Genomic DNA, 18,978 nt, shown 5'->3' with positions numbered 1-18,978 from the left:
CTGCGTCGGGGATCTAACCCGGCGTTTTTTTTGGGCGATCCCGAGATTTCACGGAGGGATCACATCGGCTTCAGGTGTACAAGAATGGAGTTGATTTCCCGTGCCAAATTCTATGGCTCCTGTCCTGAATTCGCCTCAATCCCCTACCCGTGAAATCGATGCTTCTCAATCGACCGAAGCGCTGATTCAATTGCGTCAAGTGAGTAAAACTTACGCGAATGGCAGTCCAGCGCTGACTGGAATCTCTTTGTCTGTCAACAAAGGTGATTTTTTATTTATTACAGGACCGTCTGGCTCTGGGAAATCGACGCTTCTTAAGTTGCTCTACGGGGCTGAGCGTCCTTCAGACGGGGAAGTTTTAATCGATCGCGAGAATCCTGCCCGCTTAAAAGGCAACAAACTTGCGTTCTTGCGGCGACGCATTGGCGTTGTGTTTCAGGATTACAAATTGATTCCGCGCCGAACCGTGGCAGAGAATATTTCGTTCGTGCTGTGGGCGCAAGGCTATTCACGAGGTGAAATTCAACGCCGTTTACAGCCCGCTTTGAAGATGGTGGGACTCGTTCACAAAGCCGATTGTTTTCCTGAAGAACTGTCCGGTGGAGAGCAGCAACGGGTAAGCATTGCCCGTGCGATCGTGGGTACACCTCCGATTCTCTTAGCCGATGAGCCAACTGGAAATCTTGACCCGGATAATTCGTGGCAGGTGATTAAAATTTTGAAGAAGCTAAATCAGATTGGCATTACTGTGCTGGTGACGACTCACGATGAAAATCTGATTCGGATGGCAAACCATCCAGTCGTGCAAATCCGTGGTGGCAGATTATATCGAGAGCGTTAAGCCTTTTCTAGCCAATCAAAAATCTGATCTAACTGGTTTAAGGTGACTAAGCCATATTGCCAGAGAATCATCGGCAAGGGTTCGGTGTCGATTTGGCTATGACGTACCGCCAAATCGATCGCTGAATTGGGCAGAGCCAGTTCAGTTTTGAGAAATTCAATTAATTTTGATCGTTTCGCTTCCATCGTGCAGCTACCCATTTATGAAAATCAATTTAACTTATGTAAACAGTTTCTTACAATCCATAGATCATCCTAAAGGTGAGGATTTTTGGAATTGAACAGAGAGAAACCTCTATCCCTGAAATTACGGAGATGTATTGAGAGAGGTAGGGGAGTTGCCCGAAATTACCGACTTTTCAAATCTAATCTTTGTCCAATCTGAGTAAACCAAATAGTTTCAGCAAGATTATTAGAACTTGTTGAAACTTAACCATTGATTTTCTCAGGGACTTTAAGCATGTCATCACCTCAACTGATCATTTGGAGAAAACAAGCTGCTGATCGCTTGCAGCAAGTCTTATTTAGCATGACGAGCCAAGATTTACAGCCGATCGATGCTCATGTGGATACGCTGCTACGCCAGTTGAGTAACCTTCCGGCACGTCCAAGCGATCGTGCGCCTTATCAAGGTAGTTTTCCGAATGAATCGGTCAGTGGGGCACGGGTGAAGACAGTGAACCGCTTAAGACAGTTGATTGTGAATATCAAGGGTGCAGAGTTTCAACCGCAAGATCAAATGGTGGATGCAGCTTTGCGATCGATTCTCAATCTGCCTGCGCGCACGACTCAGAATCCTTATGCTGAGATTTTTCCTGAAACGCCGCTGCCTGCGATTACGCTCAATCATTTATTAAAGATTGCACCGTATGCGGATACTCATCAACTGACTTCGCTCTTTCCTCATTTACTGCTGACGATGGCGGAGTATGAGATTTCGACTCCCATGCGGCAGGCACATTTTCTCGCGCAGTTGATTCATGAATCGGGTTCGTTCAATTACTTGGAAGAGATCGATCTCGGTGATTATCTAGAAGGTCGCGAAGATTTGGGGAATGTTCATCCTGGAGATGGTCGTCGGTTCAAAGGAAGAGGGCTGATTCAGATTACGGGTCGTGCCAATTATGAAGCGTGCGGGTTAGCGCTAGGTGTGAATTTGATTGAGACTCCGACTCGCTTAGCTGAGCATGATTTAGCTTGTTTGAGTGCAGGCTGGTTTTGGTCGAAACATGAAATCAACAAGTTTGCCGATCGCGATGATGTGGAGACTGTGACTCGGACGATCAATGGTGGATTGAATGGGTTTGCCGATCGACAATATTATTTGGAAATTGCGAAGAAAGTGTTGAACGTGTAAGGCAAAAGGTCAAATCGGACGTATACCTGAGTCGAAACGCCCGATTTGAGGTCTTTTGTGATCTGAGCGGATGCGATGGCACGATAGAATGTCTGCGTCTCAAGCGCATCCTTATGTTTTTATTTCTCTCCAAACTGCTGCCAATCTTCCTTTATCCGTTGGGGTTGAGTTGCATTCTCCTGTTGATTACGCTGGTTCTACTTTGGAAAAAGCGATCGCGACTTGCCCTCATTCCGGTTACGCTTACCGGATTAATTTTGTTTCTCAGCTCGAATGCCTCGGTCAGCAACGCGATCGTTCAATCCTTAGAATTTCAATACTTGCCGCAACAAATTCCGACGGCTGACGCGATCGTGGTTCTCGGTGGTGCAACTGAATCAGCAATTCCGCCGCGCCCGTGGATTGAACTGAAAGAAGAAAGCGATCGTGTGCTGTACGGCGCAAAACTGTATCGAGATCAAAAAGCTTCTCGAATTATCCTCAGCGGCGGACGCATCGATTGGCGACCGAGTAGTTCGTCTGAAGCAGAAGATATGGCAGTGTTAATGGAAACGATGGGCGTTCCGCGATCGGCAATGCTACTCGAACCGAATTCACTCAACACTAGAGAGAACGCCGTAAATTCATTAGAGATCATGAAAGCGCAAAAGATTCAAAAAATCCTGCTCGTGACTTCTGCTATGCACATGCCCCGCGCCATGATGATTTTCAGAAAACTAGGAATTGATGCGATCGCTGCTCCAACCGATTACATAGCACTCCAGATGGATCAAGCATCTCAATCGAAGATAGAAGCGACCATTCTCGATTTCTTCCCAGATGCAGATCAGATGCGGCGAACAACGCGGGCGCTGAAAGAATATCTGGGGATTTTTGTCTATCGATTGCGGGGATGGGCTTAAAGAGGTGGGGAAATCCACTCCCCACCTCCCTACCCCTTAACCAATGTTCCAAATTGTAAAGACTCGTTGCAACTCTTAATAAAACTGTGGAGAAGCATTGCGGGAAGCTTGGTAGACTAGGAGACGTAAAAAAGTCGTGGAATGCTGATGGTAAAACCGTTTATCAGATCCACGCACCGCACATGAACCACACTGCGCGATCGTAAAACTCATGGTAGATTCTCTTAAAAAACCAGGCTTTGAAGAACTGCGCCCCGGAATCAAAGTTCCAGCGAAAGAAACCATTCTCACGCCGCGCTTCTACACCACCGACTTTGACGAAATGGCGCAGATGGATCTGTCTGTCAATGAGGAAGAATTTGAAGCACTCGTGGCAGAATTGCGCAATGACTACAATCGTCACCACTTCGTGCGCGATCAAGAATTTGAGCAATCCTGGGATCACATTGATGGTGAAACCCGCAAAGTCTTTGTCGAATTCCTAGAGCGCTCTTGCACGGCTGAATTCTCCGGCTTCTTGCTGTACAAAGAACTCTCGCGCAAACTCAAAGACCGCAATCCTCTCCTGGCAGAAGGATTTGAGCTGATGTCCCGTGATGAAGCGCGTCACGCTGGATTTCTGAACAAAGCTTTATCCGACTTCAATCTCTCGCTTGACTTGGGCTTTTTGACCAAGAGCCGCAAGTACACCTTCTTCAAGCCGAAGTTCATCTTCTACGCCACCTACTTGTCTGAGAAGATCGGCTACTGGCGGTACATCACAATCTTCCATCATCTGAATGCTCACCCTGAAGATCGGCTCTATCCGATTTTCAAGTTCTTCGACAACTGGTGTCAGGACGAGAACCGTCATGGTGACTTCTTTGATGCTTTGATGCGGACTCAGCCCCAGTTCTTGAACGATTGGAAAGCGAAACTGTGGTGTCGGTTCTTCTTGCTGTCGGTGTTTGCAACCATGTACTTGAATGATATTCAGCGTACCGACTTCTATGAAGCAATCGGGCTAAATACGCGCGAATTTGAGTACACCGTGATTGAGAAAACCAACGAAACCGCAGGTCGCGTGTTCCCGATTATTCTCAACGTTCAGCATCCGGAGTTCTACCCACGTTTAGAAACTTGCGTGAAGAACAACGAGAACTTAAGAGCGATCGACAGCACGAATGCTCCGAAATTTGTGAAGACCCTGAAGAAATTGCCTTACTACATCTCAAACGGTGTGCAACTTGCGAAGTTGTACTTCATTAAGCCGATTGATATGACGACAACCCACGGTCAAGTTCGCTAGACATCTAAAACCCCTTGGTCAGGAGCGGTTCCATCATGGAGCCGCTTTTTCTATGGAAACCTACCCAGAATTTTCGCTTCAATGTTAGGAGTGAGACATGAGCATTGACGATGAAAGCCTCAATTATTGGGTTGATGATTCTGAGCGGATCGCCTGGATTTGCAGCAGAACTTGACCTCGATCCGACCGTGATTCAAAACAGCCCGGTGCTACAGCGTTGGCAAAAACAAGTGCCAAATTTAGCAGACAAAATTCGCAATGATCCGAGTTTTCGGACACGATATCGAGTTGGTTATGCGTCTGAGCTATACATTGGTGTAGAAGATTTGCGACTCGATCGCACAAATTTCACTACCAGCGCGAACTATCGAGCCTCAAATTGGGGAGCCGATCTCCACTACTATGTGCGTCCACTCGGCAGTTATATCAATGTCGCGCCGACAGTTGGATATCGACATTTAGAGACAGCGGAAGGCGCAAATTTAGGAGTCAGAGCGTTATTTGTGCTGTCGCGTGGAGGAGGAGCAGATATCAGTTTGACTCAAAGTTGGGTGGCTCCCTTTAGCGTAGAAGAAACAGGACTCACCACTTTATCGATTGGCTATGCGTTGACGCATAATTTGAGGCTTTCAACGGACATCCAGAAACAGAATTCGCGCGATCGTAAAGAGAGCCGATTTGGAATTGGACTCGAATGGATGCCTTAAGATAAAGAAGTTCTGATTTGAATTGTGCGACTCGTGACTACTACTCCGCTTCCTCCTAATCGCTCTGTTTCGATTGAAAACCGTCCGGACAAACTCGGCAGATTTGGTAAATTCGGCGGCAAGTATGTGCCGGAAACCTTGATGCCCGCCTTGGCAGAACTCGAAGCTGCGTACCAGCAGTACAGTCAAGATCCGCAGTTTCAAGCCGAACTTCAAGGGTTACTCAAAGATTATGTCGGTCGTCCCAGTCCGCTTTATTTTGCAGAACGCTTGACCCAGCATTATGCCCGTCCCGATGGCACAGGCGCACAGATTTATCTCAAGCGCGAAGATTTGAATCACACAGGCGCACATAAGATCAACAACGCGATCGCGCAAGCGCTCCTCGCAAAACGGATGGGCAAACAGCGCATTATTGCTGAAACCGGAGCAGGTCAGCATGGTGTGGCAACGGCAACCGTTTGTGCGCGGTTTGGGTTGAAGTGCATTATTTACATGGGCGTTCACGATATGGAACGTCAATCGCTAAATGTGTTTAGAATGCGCTTGATGGGTGCGGAAGTTTGCCCGGTTGAATCAGGAACAGGAACCCTGAAAGATGCAACTTCAGAAGCGATTCGCGACTGGGTGACGAATGTCGAGACGACCCATTACATTTTAGGATCAGTCGCAGGGCCACATCCCTATCCGATGATCGTTCGAGATTTCCATGCGATGATCGGACAAGAAACGCGATCGCAATGCCAAGAAAAATGGGGTGGGCTGCCTGATATTCTCATGGCTTGTGTCGGCGGCGGCTCGAATGCGATGGGACTGTTCCATGAATTTATCCCTGATTTGAGTGTGCGAATGATTGGCATCGAAGCCGCAGGTCATGGTGTTCCGAGTGGCAAACATGCAGCGACCTTAACGGCGGGTAGAGTCGGGGTCTTGCATGGTGCGATGAGCTATTTGCTGCAAGATGAGGATGGTCAGGTGATTGAACCGCATTCGATTAGTGCGGGCTTAGACTATCCGGGTGTTGGTCCTGAGCATAGCTTTTTGATGGAAGCAGGTCGGGCTGAGTACTATGGCGTGACGGATCAGCAAGCGTTGGATGCGTTTCAAAGATTGTCGCAGTTAGAAGGGATTATTCCGGCACTGGAAACTTCTCACGCGATCGCATATCTCGAAACCCTTTGTCCTCAGCTTTCGGGCAGTCCTCGGATTGTGATTAACTGCTCGGGACGGGGCGACAAGGATGTTTTGACCGTCTCGAAGATGCTCAATCCTTAGAGCTTTCTGTGCTCGCTATAAATTACCCGAAAGGGTAATATCCGCTCTCCGTAGCGATGCTCTGTAGAGGTGATGTAATCACTACCATCTACAGAGCATCATCATGCAAATGAATCACTCTTCTAGCGCTCCCCAAAAGAGCATCTTTCAAAGCACCACGTTTTGGGGGGCGGTTTTGACTGCGATCGCTGCTATCTCACCTGCAGTTGCTAAAAACATCGAAACCTATCAAAACACTGGAAAAATTGATCCGAATGGCATTTCTCAGATTGTTGTTGTTCTAGCAACCTCTGGAGTAACGATTCTGGGACGAATCAATGCTACTGATGTTGTTTACACTCCGTCTGGATTACCTGGAGCGGATAAGCCCAAGGAACAATAGAGTTGGGGAAATGTTAGAACGGAGTATCATCATCGTCCTCTTCTTCGACCTCTTCTAAGGGTGCAGCGTCCGCAGCGAGGGATTGCTCTGCTGTTTCAAGTATCTCGATTTCTGGCTCTTCGGCATCGATCAATTCACCATTAAATGCTTCTGCTAGGATTCTTGCTGCACGAGTCACTTCGTCTTCATCCCAATCTGCCCTAGACAGAGGAACATCTTGAGGAGGCTCTTCTATCGGGGCTTCAACAATGGGCTGCGGTGGAGCAGGGCTAGGTGAAGTCGGTTTAGATACAGTCGGTTTAGGCGGTTCCTCAACTTTTGATTCAGGAAGTGGAGCAGTCGGTGTATCCAAAGTAGGGGCAATGACTAAGCTGAGCTTGATCTCTTTTTCAAAGGTCTTCGTTAATGCGGCTAAGATGCTCTTTGATCGGCTCTGTGCCATCGGTAACAGCTTTTCAGGAATGCCGATTTGAATCGCATCGCCATTGTATGAGAGAAGCGTGCCATGCTGCTTGAAGAGTGCCTGGGTTCCAAAGGGTTGAACTTTGCTGATGATCGTTTGCCATAAGCGATCGAGATCCCCATCAGCACTTTCAGGTTCACGAGGTTGCACTGCCTGTACAGGCTCTGGCTCTGGTTCTACAACAGGTTGAACAGGTTCAATCGGTTCTGCAATCGGTTCTGCGATCGGCTTGGAAATGCTAGGGTTTGCAATCGGTTTGGAGACGCTTGCTTTTATAGATGGAGTAATCGGCTGGCTTGGAACGGTGCTGGTCGATGCAGACAAGAGTCCCATTAGAGTTACTTCTAACCAAAGACGCGGCTGAGTTGAGTTTCTCAGTTGAACTTCGCTTTCTTTAAGGCGTTGTTGTCCAGCAAGAATCGTTGCGATCGACATCGATTTAGCAAATTCGCACAATTGCGCCCAAGTTGGTGCAGTCATTGCGACTAAATCTCCACGACTCGGAGCCGTTTTTGCAATGAGCAGATCGCGATAAAAGCCTGCTAGGTTTTGTAGCACGATGAGTGGTTCTCGTCCGCGATCCATTAATCTCCGGGTCGTATCCAGCACAGTTTCAGGCTGATTTTGCGCGATCGCTGCAATCAGTGCCATCAAATCGCGCTCTGGCACAGCACCGACGAGATCCCACACTCGCTCAACAGTAATATCGCCCGATAAGAGACTCAATTGATCGAGCAAACTTTCGGCATCGCGTAAGCCCCCTTGCGAGATTTGTGAGATTAGATAAATTGCATCCTCTGCGATCGCGATTTGTTCTTTTTGCGCAATGGTTTTGAGATGTTTAACCATGCTGTCGAGCGGAATCCGCCGAAAGTCGAATCGCTGACAGCGAGAGATGATTGTTGGTAACACGCGTTGTGGATCAGTAGTCGCTAGAACAAAAACAACCTGTTCTGGCGGCTCCTCTAAAGTCTTCAGCAGTGCGTTAAAGGAAGCTGAAGTCAGCATGTGGCAATTATGGACTAATAGCCCGTTTGCTACAAAGTTGTGATTATCTTCGACTTCGATATCGTAGACGGGTTCAAGCTCTCCTAACTCGATCGACTCAATTGGCTCTAAACTTGTATGCCATTGCTGGGATTGAGAAAGCTTTGAGGTCAGAGATCCATTGACGAGTGGCTCTTGCACCCATGTAAATGTATGGGTAGCGTTTTTCGGCTTTGCGGGCATAGTGAAGCTTTGCAGCATATCCCCAATCGTTGAGCCATGCAACCAAGAGTTGGTTTTCTTCGATCGAGAATCTTTGCGTGTGGAGTCTAATCGACGGGCTGTTGGTACTGGTAATACTAAGCGATCCATCATCCATGTACCACCAAGCCAATCCTTCTGAAGTAACTTGATTGAGCCAGTCTTGTGTAACTGTTTTCTTTCCTGAAGGTTCAGGCTTAACCACTGCACACACTTCTCGAAGTTGAGGATGGCAAGCTGTACGGCAGTAGAATGCTGTCTTTCCGCTGGAATATCCCATATTGGGAGCAGACCAGGTTGTAGGGTGCAATTGTGCCAGTCGCTGTGCTTTGTGTTCCAGCCATTCTTTTTGTTGCTCTGAATGGATGAAGGTAAGCCTGGGAAAGCGACTATGGGAGTTGGGGTAAGTAATTGAACTATCTCCCAGTAAAGTTCCATAAATAAGTCCCAAGCATTTTGCATCCAATGTCTCAAATGCTTCCAAATCGCTTTCGGTGCGGGTGTTCCAGATTCCGTGCCCTTGTCGGTAAGGATGCTTCTGCCAATGCTTTTGAACAGTCTGGGCGTTAACTGGATGGGAGCGGGTGAAAAAGTGGGTTGGAATGTCCAAGAGTTTGCCACATCCGCAGGCACAGAGAGGTCGTGAAGCTTCCAACTCAGCAATCCGCTCAGGAATGGATTGAACAATTCGATGATTCTGTTTAGTCGGGTGTTTTTGCCAGTACTTTTGGATATAGGTAACGCTGAGATGTTCTGCGATCGTTGGAATGTCCAAGCGTTCGCCACATCCGCAGGCGCATAGAGGGCGCATTGACTCCAACTGTTCCAACTTGGCTTGATAGGGTGTGGGCTTGAGTCGATGATGCCGTTTGTAGGGGTACTGTTTCCAATATTTTTGGTAAGTAGAGAGACTGGCAGCGTTTTTGAGAAAGCTGGTTGGGATGATGAGAAGCTCACCACAGCCGCAGGCACAGAGAGGTCTGAATGCGTCGATTTCTGGCTGTGTAGCTGCTTTTGCTCGTTTTGTGGGGATAGAATCTGCATCCCAGGCTTCAGGTTGCTTGCTGAGATCCATCCTTGGGTTGTCCGGATTAAATGATTACCAGTACATTTGATTGTACTGCTTTTTGTTTTAATCACGAACACTTGGCGGCTGCCTTGGTCAAACCAGTTCAGAACTTTCTTGTATTCCCAGGTTCCGGTTTTATCGTTGTAGCTTAAAACTTGCTTGCCAACTAATGTTGGATCATCAATTCGAGTCAGCCCTTGATCTGTTTTAACCAGTGTGTCCCCTGTTAGACATTCATCAATGACATAGACTTTGTAGCGACATTGCACTGGGGCAAATTGAGCACGTTCTATTAATTCACGAATGTTATCAACGCCAGTATTACTGGCAGCATCGATTTCAATGACATCTAAAGCATTTCCCCTCGTAATTTCTTGGCAGGTTTGACAAACGCCACAAGGATTGTCAGTTGGAGCATTCGCTGCAATGCAATTGAGAGATTTTGCAAAGATTCGGGCGCTAGAGGTTTTGCCCGTACCGCGTGCGCCAGTGAAGAGATAGGCGGGGGCGATTCGATTTTGCAGCAGCGCATTCGAGAGCGTTGTCGCGATCGCTTCTTGACCCACAAGTTGCGAGAACGTTTGGGGACGGTATTTATGATGCAGGGGAATATAGGTCACAGGATCAATCAGCAAATCGACTGATTGATCCTACCAAGCGATCGTGAATTTGAGTTTATTCGGCTTTGGGTTTCGTCACACCGAAGAACGCTTTATAGATTTCATGGGCAATGGGAACTGCAGCAGTCGCACCATACCCCCCATTTTCAACCACTACGGCAACTGCGATCTGCGGATTATTCGCTGGACCATAGCCGACATACATCGAGTTATCTTCTTGCCCCTGCACTTCCGCCGTTCCAGTCTTCCCTGCTGTGAGTGGAATCGAGCCATCATTCAAGCTCTGAGCCGTTCCAGCTTGCACAACCGCAATTAATCCCTCTTGCAGAACTTTCAAAGCAGCAGGGTCAAATGCGAGCGATTCAGGTTGCATATTCGGCTGATAAGTCTGATGGGCAAATAAGTGCGGCTTGATGCGCTTGCCCCCATTTGCCACCGTTGACACCATGACTGCCATCTCGAGTGGGGTCATCTGCACCATGCCTTGCCCGATCGAGGTACTGACTGTATCCCCGACATACCACTGCTCGTTAAAAACCTTTTCCTTCTCCTTTGGGGTCGGAATCATGCCATGACTTGCCCCATCTAAACCCATCGTCGAAGTCGTGCCCACGCCAAATTTACCACCCCACTGCGCGATCGCTTCAGGGCCAATTGACATGCCGAGTTGGTAGAAGAATGAATTACTACTGACTGCTAGAGCATCCTTAAACCCGATTGTGCCATAGCTTGCATCGCCGTGCTCGTGGAACAGTGTGCCGCCAATGTTCATAGCGCTGTAGGTCGGCAGCATCGAAGTTGCATTGAACTTACCGGATTTCATGGCTGCCATTGCCGTGACAATTTTGAAGGTACTACCGGGTGGATAGCCTTGCAGGGCACGATTTAAGAAAGGATGCTCTTTCTTTTGCAATTCATCCCAAGCTTTCTGGCTAATTTTGCGCGTAAACATGTTGGGGTCAAACGTTGGTCCGCTGGCCATTGTCAACACGCTTCCTGTTTTGACATCGAGAACCACGACCGCGCCGCGCCGACCGCCTAATGCTCGTTCTGCGGCTTGTTGAAGTTTTACATCTAACGTGAGTTGTAACGGCTGCCCTGCCACAGGCTGTTGAGTTCCTAGCATTTTTAGCTCTCTGCCGGTCGAATCGACTTCGATGAGTCGATTTCCCCAGGTTCCACGGAGTACTGCATCCTGAATGCGCTCAATTCCCATTTGTCCGACTAACATGCCATTGGGAAATTCAGGATGCGCTTTGAGATCTTCTGCGGTTGCTTCACCGATGTACCCTAAAACATGGGCTGCTAGGCTGCCAAACGGATATTGTCGAGTTGATTCAGCTTGCACTTCTAAGCCGCGAATCTGCCCGATTTCGTTAATTGCGGTGTATTTCTTCTCGTCAATGCCGCGCAAAATTCTGACCGGAGCCACTGATTTATATTGAACCGCTTCTAGTTTTTTAAGAATTTCTTCTTTGGGAATCTCTAAAAGTTGGCTAATTTTCTCAGCCGAAACCTGCCATTGCTCTTTGGTTTGCTCGCGTGGATAGAGATAGACCGATCGTGACAGTCGATTCACGACGATCGGCGTACCTTTGCGATCGATTAAATTTCCCCGATCTGCCACGATCGAAATGGATCGAATTCGGTTCTGGTCAGCCAGTTGACGGTTGCGGCTGCCTTCGACCAGTTGTAAATATGCTAACCGGAAACCACAGATACTCATCAAACCACTGGCAAGCATAAACAAGATCACCGCTCGGAAAGACCGTTGCGATCGCGCTTTATTTACCCAAGAACTGGCAGAGACGGAAAGGTTTGCCATAAGGTCAAGACGAATTCAATGGATCGAAATTACTGTAACAGAAACTTTGCGACTACGGAGTTCTCCGACAAGTCTCCTTCAGAGATTTCAAGTGCGATTTGATACGCTCCGGAGATTTAAGCGAACAATCAACGATAATAGTGGGCTGAACCTGATTTAACTTAATCGACATGGCCACCGTTAACGACAATTATTTGAAGCTGAAAGCAGGCTATCTGTTCCCCGAAATTGCCCGCCGGGTCAATGCTTTCGCTCAGGCGAATCCGGATGCTCCAATTATTCGCTTAGGCATTGGAGATGTGACTGAGCCTTTACCGGAAGCCTGTCGAACCGCCATGATTCAAGCGGTGGAAGATATGGGCGATCGTGGTCTCTTCAAAGGCTATGGACCTGAGCAGGGATATGAATGGCTCAGAGAGAAAATTGCGAAACACGATTTTCAGGCGCGCGGCTGTGAGATTGATGCCTCTGAGATCTTCGTATCGGATGGCTCGAAGTGCGATACCGGAAACATTTTGGAAATTTTTGGTAAAGGCAATACGATCGCGGTCACTGATCCGGTTTACCCTGTGTACGTCGATACGAATGTGATGGCAGGGAATACCGGAGACGCGAATGAGAAAGGCGAATATGCTGGACTCGTTTATTTGCCGATTTCGGCTGAGAATAACTTCACGGCTGAGATTCCGTCTCAGAAAGTGGATTTAGTCTATCTCTGCTTTCCGAATAATCCAACGGGTGCAACAGCGACAAAAGAGTATCTGAAAGCTTGGGTGGATTATGCGAAGGCAAATGGCACGATCATTTTCTTTGATGCAGCTTATGAAGCCTTTGTGACCGATGAGAGTCTGCCGCGATCGATTTATGAAATTGAAGGCGCGCGTGATTGTGCGATCGAATTTCGATCGTTCTCGAAGAATGCGGGCTTTACCGGAACCCGATGCGCGTTTACCGTGGTGCCCAAAACTTTGACGGCAAAAGCAGCTGATGGCTCAGATGTCGAATTGTGGAAACTCTGGAATCGTCGGCAATCGACTAAATTCAACGGCGTATCTTACATTGTTCAGCGCGGTGCAGAAGCGGTTTACTCGGAAGCTGGTCAAGCCCAGACGAAGACCTTAGTCAATTTCTACTTAGAAAATGCCAAGATCATTCGGGAACAACTCACGGCAGCAGGTCTGTCTGTGTATGGTGGAGTGAATGCGCCTTATGTGTGGGTGAAGACTCCGAATGGATTATCGAGTTGGGATTTCTTCGATAAGTTGCTGGATGTATGTAATGTGGTTGGAACTCCCGGCTCAGGTTTTGGGGCGGCAGGTGAAGGCTATTTCCGCATCTCAGCGTTTAACAGTCGCGAGAATGTGATTGAGGCAATGAAGCGGATTACGGCGAAGTTTTAGCACAAGTTGTCGATCGAACTGAATTTGTGGTTGCGAGAGATCTCACTCTTCCTTAATTCCTCTTTGTTTGAGAGGAAAGCGGAATGTAGGGGGATCTCTTGCTACTTTTGAACAAGGAGTTGGGAAAACAGCTTGACCAACCGAAGGCGGTGGAAATTTGTCTCCTCAAATCAATTTATCAATTTGGGAGTGCATTGGTGCTGCTCGATTGTTTAGTGGAGGAATCAGCTCGTGATCATTAACATTCGCAATCGCTTCTCCAGGTTTAGAAAGAAAAAAGGACATCCGAATCGGATTCAGCAAGTGCAGACAGAATTGCTCGACGAATCAACACTCAGTCTGCATTACCTCATTCTGATCATGGGTTCCTGCGCGATCGCGACTTTTGGGTTGCTTTCAAACAGTGCGGCTGTGATTATTGGCGCGATGATTATTGCTCCCTTGATGTTACCGATTCGCGGAATTGCTTTTGGTGCTTTGTCAGGAGACTTAGAGCTATTTCGCAAGGGTGCGATCGCAGTGATTGTCGGGACGCTTTTAGCCTTGCTGATGTCTTTGCTGCTAGGACTGATGGTTGGATTACCGAGCTATGGAAGTGAAGTGCTTGCTCGATCGCGACCGACCCTTTTAGATTTGGGGGTCGCCGTGGTCGCCGGGGCAATTAGTGCCTACGCTAAGGCAGAACCGAGAATTTCTGGAACTCTGGCAGGAACCGCGATCGCCGTTGCACTAATGCCTCCGGTATGTACGATTGGGTTAGGACTTGCGCAGACGAATAGTTCTCTCAGTCTCGGCGCAACTCTGCTCTATTTGACTAATCTACTGGGCATTGCGCTCTCTTGTGCGCTAACGTTCTTGCTGATTGGATATGCTCCATTCAAACGTGCTCGGAAAGCTCTGATTTGGATGCTGGTGCTGACCTCTGTTTTGCTGCTTCCTTTGGGAGTCAGCTTTGCACGATTGGTACGTCAAGCACAGCTCGAAATGAGTCTTGAACGGGCGTTACTCAATCGCACGGTCACGTTTCAACGCATGGAACTGCTCAATATTCAAACGAATTGGTTGACGACACCGCCCGAAGTGTATTTGAGTGTGCGCTCAAGAGGAGAAATCACACCGAATCAGGTGCAGTTATTGGAACAGTTTATTCAGCGAGAAATGGGACGGCAATTCACGCTGATTTTTTCGGCGAGTCAAATTGAAGAAGTTCGAGGGCAACCAAACCCCTCTAACTCTACGCCTCAGAAGAGACGGTGACTTCTTGGCTTGAATGGGTTCGCACGGATTCGATCGCCCATAAGACGGTTTCAGGAGTCGCAGGTGACGGTAAGGAAACCGTATCGGTCTGACCAAAGGCAGCGATCGCGGCTCGAATGGCTTCTCTCACGGACATGGCTAACATAAACGGCGGCTCACCTACAGCTTTACTGCCATAGATCACTCCATCTTGAGCAGCACGTTTGAGCAAGTGAACATTAAAAGCTTCTGGAATCTCGCAAATCGTTGGAATTTTATAAGTACTTGGCGCATCGGTGCGAAGTCGTCCTTGCTCATCCCAGACTAGCTCTTCCATCGTTAGCCAGCCCATTCCTTGAACGAATCCGCCTTCAACTTGACCACGATCGACGAGTGGGTTTAGCGATTCACCCACATCATGCACAATATCAACTTGACGCAGCTTGTAAGTCCCAGTAAAGCCATCGACTTCTACTTCGCTGACCGCAGCACCGTAAGCAAAATAGTAAAACGGTCTGCCTGTACAAGTTTCGGGATTCCAATGAATGTTGGGAGTGCGGTAGTAACCTGTTGCAGAAAGAGAAACGCGAGCGTTATAAGCTCGATCGACCACTTCTGCAAAGCTGACTCTCGCACTTGGATAGCTCCGACAGTAAATCCAATCATCTTCAAAGACCAGATCTTCTGGTGTATCTAGGTCGAGAAGTTGGATCGCCACATTAGCAAGGCGAGCCTTTAAAGTTTCACAAGCATTTTTAATCGCTTGACCATTGAGATCAGAACCACTAGAAGCGGCTGTGGCAGAGGAGTTTGGAACTTTATCTGTACTGGTATTCATCATGCGAAAGCGATCGAGCTTCACCCCGAGCGAAGATGCGGCAACTTGGAGCATTTTCGTGTGTAAACCTTGCCCCATTTCGGTGCCGCCGTGATTCAGTTGAATACTGCCATCGGTATAGATGTGAATGAGTGCGCCTGCTTGGTTGTATTGGGTTTTATTAAATGAAATTCCGAACTTGACGGGAGTGATGGCAATGCCACGTTTTTTGTAGCGATGAGCTTGGTTGAACTCTGCGATCGCAATTTTTCGCTCTGCAAAATTCGCATTGGCTTGCACTTCGCTCCAAACGCGATCGAGGCGATTATCAAAGAGTTCTTGCCCGTAATGCGTCGTATTTGTCTCATCCGAACCGTAGTAAAAATTGCGTTCACGAACAAGCTCAGGTGGCAGATTCAGAGTTCGAGCAATGCGATCGACAATATCCTCAATCACAATCATACCTTGAGGCCCACCAAAGCCTCGATAGGCAGTGTTTGAGACTTTATTCGTTTTAGCAATTGCACCTCGAACTTCAACATCTGGAATGTAGTAAGCATTATCAACGTGCAGCATTGCTCGAAGTAACACAGGCGGAGAGAGATCTAAACTCCAGCCTCCATCTGCATAGAGATCAACGTCTAGTGCCATAATTTTTCCAGTTTCACTAAACCCGACTTGATAGATTCCGAGAAAGCCGTGACGCTTTCCAGTTAAAGTCATATCGTGCGATCGCTTTAGTTTCACGCGCACCGGACGACCTGTTTTATGGGCAGCAATTGCTGCGATCGCAGCGTAAGGATTCGCCTGAGATTCTTTCCCACCAAAGGCTCCACCCATACGAATACAAGTCACAGTAATTTGATTCGAGGGAAGATTCAAGACTCGACCAATAATGACTTGAGTTTCTGTTGGATGCTGAGTCGAAGAATAAACTTGATAGTTCCCTTCCCCATCAGGAATCACCCAACTAGTTTGAGTTTCCAGATAAAAGTGATCTTGTCCATTCACGGACACTTCGCCGCTCAAAGTAAAAGCAGAGTTTTCGAGTGCGGTTTGAACATTGCCGCGTTTGACGGGATGTGCTTTTGAGTGAAAGCTGTGGTGAGAGATCGCATCTTTGATGCTCAAAATGGGTTCAAGTGGCTCATAGTCGATCGTGACTTTCGAGGCTGCTAGGCGTGCTGCTTCCTCAGTTTCGCCGACTGCCCAAACCACTGCTTGTCCCCAATAGCTAATTTCCTCGGTTGGAAATAGCACTTCATCTTGAACAATCACGCCTGTATTGTTCCGACCTGGAACATCTTCAGCCGTGAGCACTGTGACAAAGCCTTCGACTTCAGCAGCTTTAGACGTATCAATGCTGAGAATTTTTGCTTTTGCGTGAGGAGCAATGACTGGATAAACCGAAAGCATTCCCAGTGGAGGACGTTGCTCATCGGTGTAAATTGCTTTTCCCGTCACATGCAGTTCTGCACTCTCATGAGGCTTATGTTTACCGACGCTCATGATAGCTCCTCCATTTCTACAAAGAATTTTTCTAATAAGTTCGCGACCAACAGCTTGCGATATGCAGCGCTTCCTCGGAAGTCAGTTAAAGGGGTAAAGCTTTCTCGTAAAGCGGGTTTGACTTGTTGAATCGTTTCGATTGTCCAAGGCTGACCGATCAGCAGATTTTCAACCTCGATCGCTCGAATTGGAGTTGCTGCGACACCCCCATATCCTAGTCGAGCATGAACAATGGTGTTGTTTTGATCTACATCAATTACGAAAGCAGCAGCAACAATGCTAATGTCATCGGTTCCGCGTTTGCCAATCTTGTAGGATTGGCTGAGGCGTTTGACTCCGTGAATTGATTTCGGAATGCTAATAGAAACAATGATTTCACCGGGTTTGAGATCCGTTTGACGATAGCCTTTGAAGAAGTCAGATAAAGGAATCGTTCGAGTTTCGGCTAAATTCGCGATCGTCAATTCTGCATCTAAAGCGAGTAAAACCGGAGGTAAGTCTCCAATCGGTGAAGCAGTGCCAATATTTCCGCCGATTGTGGCTCGATTCCGAACTTGCCTTGCCGCAAACCAATGCAGCATTTCATCAAGGCTAGGAAAAACTCCTTTCAGAGTTGTTTCAATTGTATGTAGGGGAACGGCTGCACCGATAGTCAGTCGGTTACTATCTTGCTCAATGTGCTGTAATTCTTGAATACCTTCTAGCGAAATCAGAATCGGAAACGATCGCCGATGATGGCTCATTTCCAAGCCTAAGTCTGTACCGCCTGCAACTAAAGTTGCTTCTGGATACTGTTGTAGTAGTTCTAATGCTTCTGAGAGTTGAGTGGGACGATAGAACTGTTGCGTTTGATTGGAATAGGCAACTGAACTGAGATCTAATGCAGATTGTCCTAATCGCTCTGAGAATTGATCCGAAGGCTGAGCATTCGTCACATTCTGAGCCGCTTTGCGAATCGGAATGTAACCTGTACAGCGACAAAGATTTCCTTCTACTGAGAAATCATCCACTCGACCGTCATAGTAAGCAGAAAACAGACTCATGATGAAGCCGGGTGTACAGTACCCGCATTGAGATCCCCCGGCTTCTACCATTGCCGCTTGAACTGGGTGAAGCTTTCCGTTGGCGATTCCTTCAACCGTGACAATTTCCCGACCTGCGATCGCGCCTATCGGAATCAAGCAGCTATTGACGGCTTGATAAGATGCTTGCCCGTCAGGATTGCGACCCACGATCGCAACTGTACAAGCCCCACAATCACCGTCCCCGCAGCCTTCTTTCGTCCCCGTCCGCCGCGACTGGTGCAGATATTGCAGCAAAGTCATCGATGGCGAAACACCCTTGAGGCAAACTCGTTCTCCGTTGAGGGTGAGAAATAATTGGTTCTCTAAAGCCTGATGGGTCATGGGTTTTTTCGATAGAGGGTGGGGAGTGGGGAGTAGGGGAATTGAGAGATAGGGGGATTGGAGAATGCAGAGTGGAGATTTGAGAATTGAATCCACAATTTTGCTTCATCTCCCCACTCCCCACTCCCCACCTCCCTAAACCTTCACCTCTCTCGCCTTATAAGCCGCCCAACCCCCATACGTATTAGAAATGTCCGGCAAATTGTGCTCATCGATCAGTGCCTTCGGATACAAGAAAGCCGTCGCGACTTCCCCATTCTCCAAATACACATCCGTTGCATACATATTCGGCGGTTCATTCGCCTCTAAATACTCAAATTGGGCTTGCGTCATCTCGTAAATTTCTCCTGGAATCGAAATGCCGCCTGATTCGACCTCATGAATGGCAGGATGCCAATCGTCACCCGCGACATGCAGCCGATAGCGCGGCTGAGTCGCAGTTGCACCGATAAAGACTGCATCTTGTAGGTTTTGATGGTCTGGCTGTCCCCGCAAGGCAGAACCACAAATGAACACACGTCGATTGTTTGAGGTCATATTGCTCGTCACGATACTAACTACTCCTTGTGTATGTTGTAGAACTCTAAGGCGGGATCAGAGTGCAGAATAGACAGGTTTGTTACCTTTCTTCATG

The 18,978-nt window shown here is 47.9% G+C and carries 15 protein-coding genes; 9 read left to right on the top strand and 6 right to left on the bottom strand.

From position 1 onward, the window contains the following. The first annotated feature begins 112 nt into the window (after positions 1-112). A complete protein-coding gene (gene ftsE / locus LEPBO_RS0107940) occupies positions 113-841 on the top strand; it encodes a cell division ATP-binding protein FtsE (protein WP_017287019.1) in 729 nt (242 codons plus the stop codon). Here ftsE and LEPBO_RS0107935 read toward each other — a convergent pair. Then, positions 838-1,026 (bottom strand): DUF2949 domain-containing protein, encoded by a 189-nt coding sequence (locus LEPBO_RS0107935; protein ID WP_017287018.1) that lies wholly within the window; start codon positions 1,024-1,026, stop codon positions 838-840. The two genes, ftsE and LEPBO_RS0107935, sit on opposite strands and share 4 nt — an antisense overlap. 274 nt (positions 1,027-1,300) lie before the next feature. Here LEPBO_RS0107935 and LEPBO_RS39855 point away from each other — a divergent pair, with 274 nt between their 5' ends. The 6 genes from LEPBO_RS39855 to LEPBO_RS0107905 all read left to right on the top strand — a co-directional run bounded on the left by LEPBO_RS39855 (position 1,301) and on the right by LEPBO_RS0107905 (position 6,751). Beyond that, the gene (locus tag LEPBO_RS39855) at positions 1,301-2,197 is read left to right on the top strand and encodes a glycoside hydrolase family 19 protein (protein ID WP_017287017.1); all 897 of its coding nucleotides are present in this window, start codon (positions 1,301-1,303) and stop codon (positions 2,195-2,197) included. A 113-nt stretch (positions 2,198-2,310) separates the two neighbouring features. Continuing rightward, positions 2,311-3,099, top strand: coding sequence for a YdcF family protein (locus LEPBO_RS0107925; RefSeq protein ID WP_017287016.1), 789 nt, complete (start codon positions 2,311-2,313; stop codon positions 3,097-3,099). A gap of 211 nt (positions 3,100-3,310) precedes the next feature. Next, positions 3,311-4,387, top strand: coding sequence for a magnesium-protoporphyrin IX monomethyl ester (oxidative) cyclase (acsF, locus tag LEPBO_RS0107920; protein ID WP_017287015.1), 1,077 nt, complete (start codon positions 3,311-3,313; stop codon positions 4,385-4,387). Between the two features lie 110 nt (positions 4,388-4,497). Then, the gene (locus LEPBO_RS0107915) at positions 4,498-5,094 is read left to right on the top strand and encodes a hypothetical protein (RefSeq protein ID WP_017287014.1); all 597 of its coding nucleotides are present in this window, start codon (positions 4,498-4,500) and stop codon (positions 5,092-5,094) included. Positions 5,095-5,127: 33 nt separating this feature from the next. Further along, on the top strand, positions 5,128-6,369 hold the full coding sequence (gene trpB, locus LEPBO_RS0107910; protein ID WP_026148491.1) for a tryptophan synthase subunit beta: 1,242 nt from the start codon (positions 5,128-5,130) through the stop codon (positions 6,367-6,369). 103 nt (positions 6,370-6,472) lie between these two features. Then, a complete protein-coding gene (locus LEPBO_RS0107905; RefSeq protein WP_017287012.1) occupies positions 6,473-6,751 on the top strand; it encodes a hypothetical protein in 279 nt (92 codons plus the stop codon). A 13-nt stretch (positions 6,752-6,764) separates the two neighbouring features. Here the strand turns inward: LEPBO_RS0107905 and dnaX are convergent, their stop codons facing one another. Continuing rightward, complete coding sequence (gene dnaX, locus LEPBO_RS39850; RefSeq protein ID WP_144056172.1) at positions 6,765-10,151, bottom strand: DNA polymerase III subunit gamma/tau; 3,387 nt, start codon at positions 10,149-10,151, stop codon at positions 6,765-6,767. A 55-nt stretch (positions 10,152-10,206) separates the two neighbouring features. Further along, the gene (gene mrdA, locus LEPBO_RS0107895) at positions 10,207-11,976 is read right to left on the bottom strand and encodes a penicillin-binding protein 2 (protein WP_017287010.1); all 1,770 of its coding nucleotides are present in this window, start codon (positions 11,974-11,976) and stop codon (positions 10,207-10,209) included. A 170-nt stretch (positions 11,977-12,146) separates the two neighbouring features. On the opposite strand from mrdA, the gene LEPBO_RS0107890 reads away from it, so the two are divergent. Both LEPBO_RS0107890 and LEPBO_RS0107880 read left to right on the top strand, forming a co-directional pair. Continuing rightward, positions 12,147-13,376 (top strand): LL-diaminopimelate aminotransferase, encoded by a 1,230-nt coding sequence (locus LEPBO_RS0107890; protein WP_017287009.1) that lies wholly within the window; start codon positions 12,147-12,149, stop codon positions 13,374-13,376. Positions 13,377-13,607: 231 nt separating this feature from the next. Next, on the top strand, positions 13,608-14,633 hold the full coding sequence (locus LEPBO_RS0107880) for a DUF389 domain-containing protein (RefSeq protein WP_017287007.1): 1,026 nt from the start codon (positions 13,608-13,610) through the stop codon (positions 14,631-14,633). Here the strand turns inward: LEPBO_RS0107880 and xdhB are convergent. The 3 genes from xdhB to LEPBO_RS0107865 all read right to left on the bottom strand — a co-directional run bounded on the left by xdhB (position 14,611) and on the right by LEPBO_RS0107865 (position 18,881). Then, complete coding sequence (gene xdhB, locus LEPBO_RS36425; RefSeq protein ID WP_017287006.1) at positions 14,611-16,938, bottom strand: xanthine dehydrogenase molybdopterin binding subunit; 2,328 nt, start codon at positions 16,936-16,938, stop codon at positions 14,611-14,613. The two genes, LEPBO_RS0107880 and xdhB, sit on opposite strands and share 23 nt — an antisense overlap. Then, positions 16,935-18,344, bottom strand: a complete 1,410-nt coding sequence (xdhA, locus tag LEPBO_RS0107870) for a xanthine dehydrogenase small subunit (protein WP_017287005.1) — start codon at positions 18,342-18,344, stop codon at positions 16,935-16,937. Before xdhA ends, xdhB begins: the two co-directional genes overlap by 4 nt. 135 nt (positions 18,345-18,479) lie before the next feature. Further along, complete coding sequence (locus LEPBO_RS0107865; RefSeq protein WP_017287004.1) at positions 18,480-18,881, bottom strand: gamma-glutamylcyclotransferase family protein; 402 nt, start codon at positions 18,879-18,881, stop codon at positions 18,480-18,482. Between the last annotated feature and the right edge of the window lie 97 nt (positions 18,882-18,978).

This window comes from Leptolyngbya boryana PCC 6306 (assembly GCF_000353285.1).
In the GTDB taxonomy this organism is placed as follows: domain Bacteria; phylum Cyanobacteriota; class Cyanobacteriia; order Leptolyngbyales; family Leptolyngbyaceae; genus Leptolyngbya; species Leptolyngbya boryana.
This window is presented reverse-complemented; position numbering and strand designations above follow the sequence as displayed.

Coding starts and splice junctions, on each gene's coding strand:
- LEPBO_RS0107905 (WP_017287012.1), top strand. CDS start 6,473: ATGCAAATGAATCACTCTTCTAGCGCTCCCCAAAAGAGCATCTTTCAA.
- LEPBO_RS0107865 (WP_017287004.1), bottom strand. CDS start 18,881: ATGACCTCAAACAATCGACGTGTGTTCATTTGTGGTTCTGCCTTGCGG.
- xdhB (WP_017287006.1), bottom strand. CDS start 16,938: ATGAGCGTCGGTAAACATAAGCCTCATGAGAGTGCAGAACTGCATGTG.
- LEPBO_RS39855 (WP_017287017.1), top strand. CDS start 1,301: ATGTCATCACCTCAACTGATCATTTGGAGAAAACAAGCTGCTGATCGC.
- LEPBO_RS0107890 (WP_017287009.1), top strand. CDS start 12,147: ATGGCCACCGTTAACGACAATTATTTGAAGCTGAAAGCAGGCTATCTG.
- mrdA (WP_017287010.1), bottom strand. CDS start 11,976: ATGGCAAACCTTTCCGTCTCTGCCAGTTCTTGGGTAAATAAAGCGCGA.
- LEPBO_RS0107935 (WP_017287018.1), bottom strand. CDS start 1,026: ATGGAAGCGAAACGATCAAAATTAATTGAATTTCTCAAAACTGAACTG.
- xdhA (WP_017287005.1), bottom strand. CDS start 18,344: ATGACCCATCAGGCTTTAGAGAACCAATTATTTCTCACCCTCAACGGA.
- LEPBO_RS0107915 (WP_017287014.1), top strand. CDS start 4,498: ATGAAAGCCTCAATTATTGGGTTGATGATTCTGAGCGGATCGCCTGGA.
- LEPBO_RS0107925 (WP_017287016.1), top strand. CDS start 2,311: ATGTTTTTATTTCTCTCCAAACTGCTGCCAATCTTCCTTTATCCGTTG.
- ftsE (WP_017287019.1), top strand. CDS start 113: ATGGCTCCTGTCCTGAATTCGCCTCAATCCCCTACCCGTGAAATCGAT.
- acsF (WP_017287015.1), top strand. CDS start 3,311: ATGGTAGATTCTCTTAAAAAACCAGGCTTTGAAGAACTGCGCCCCGGA.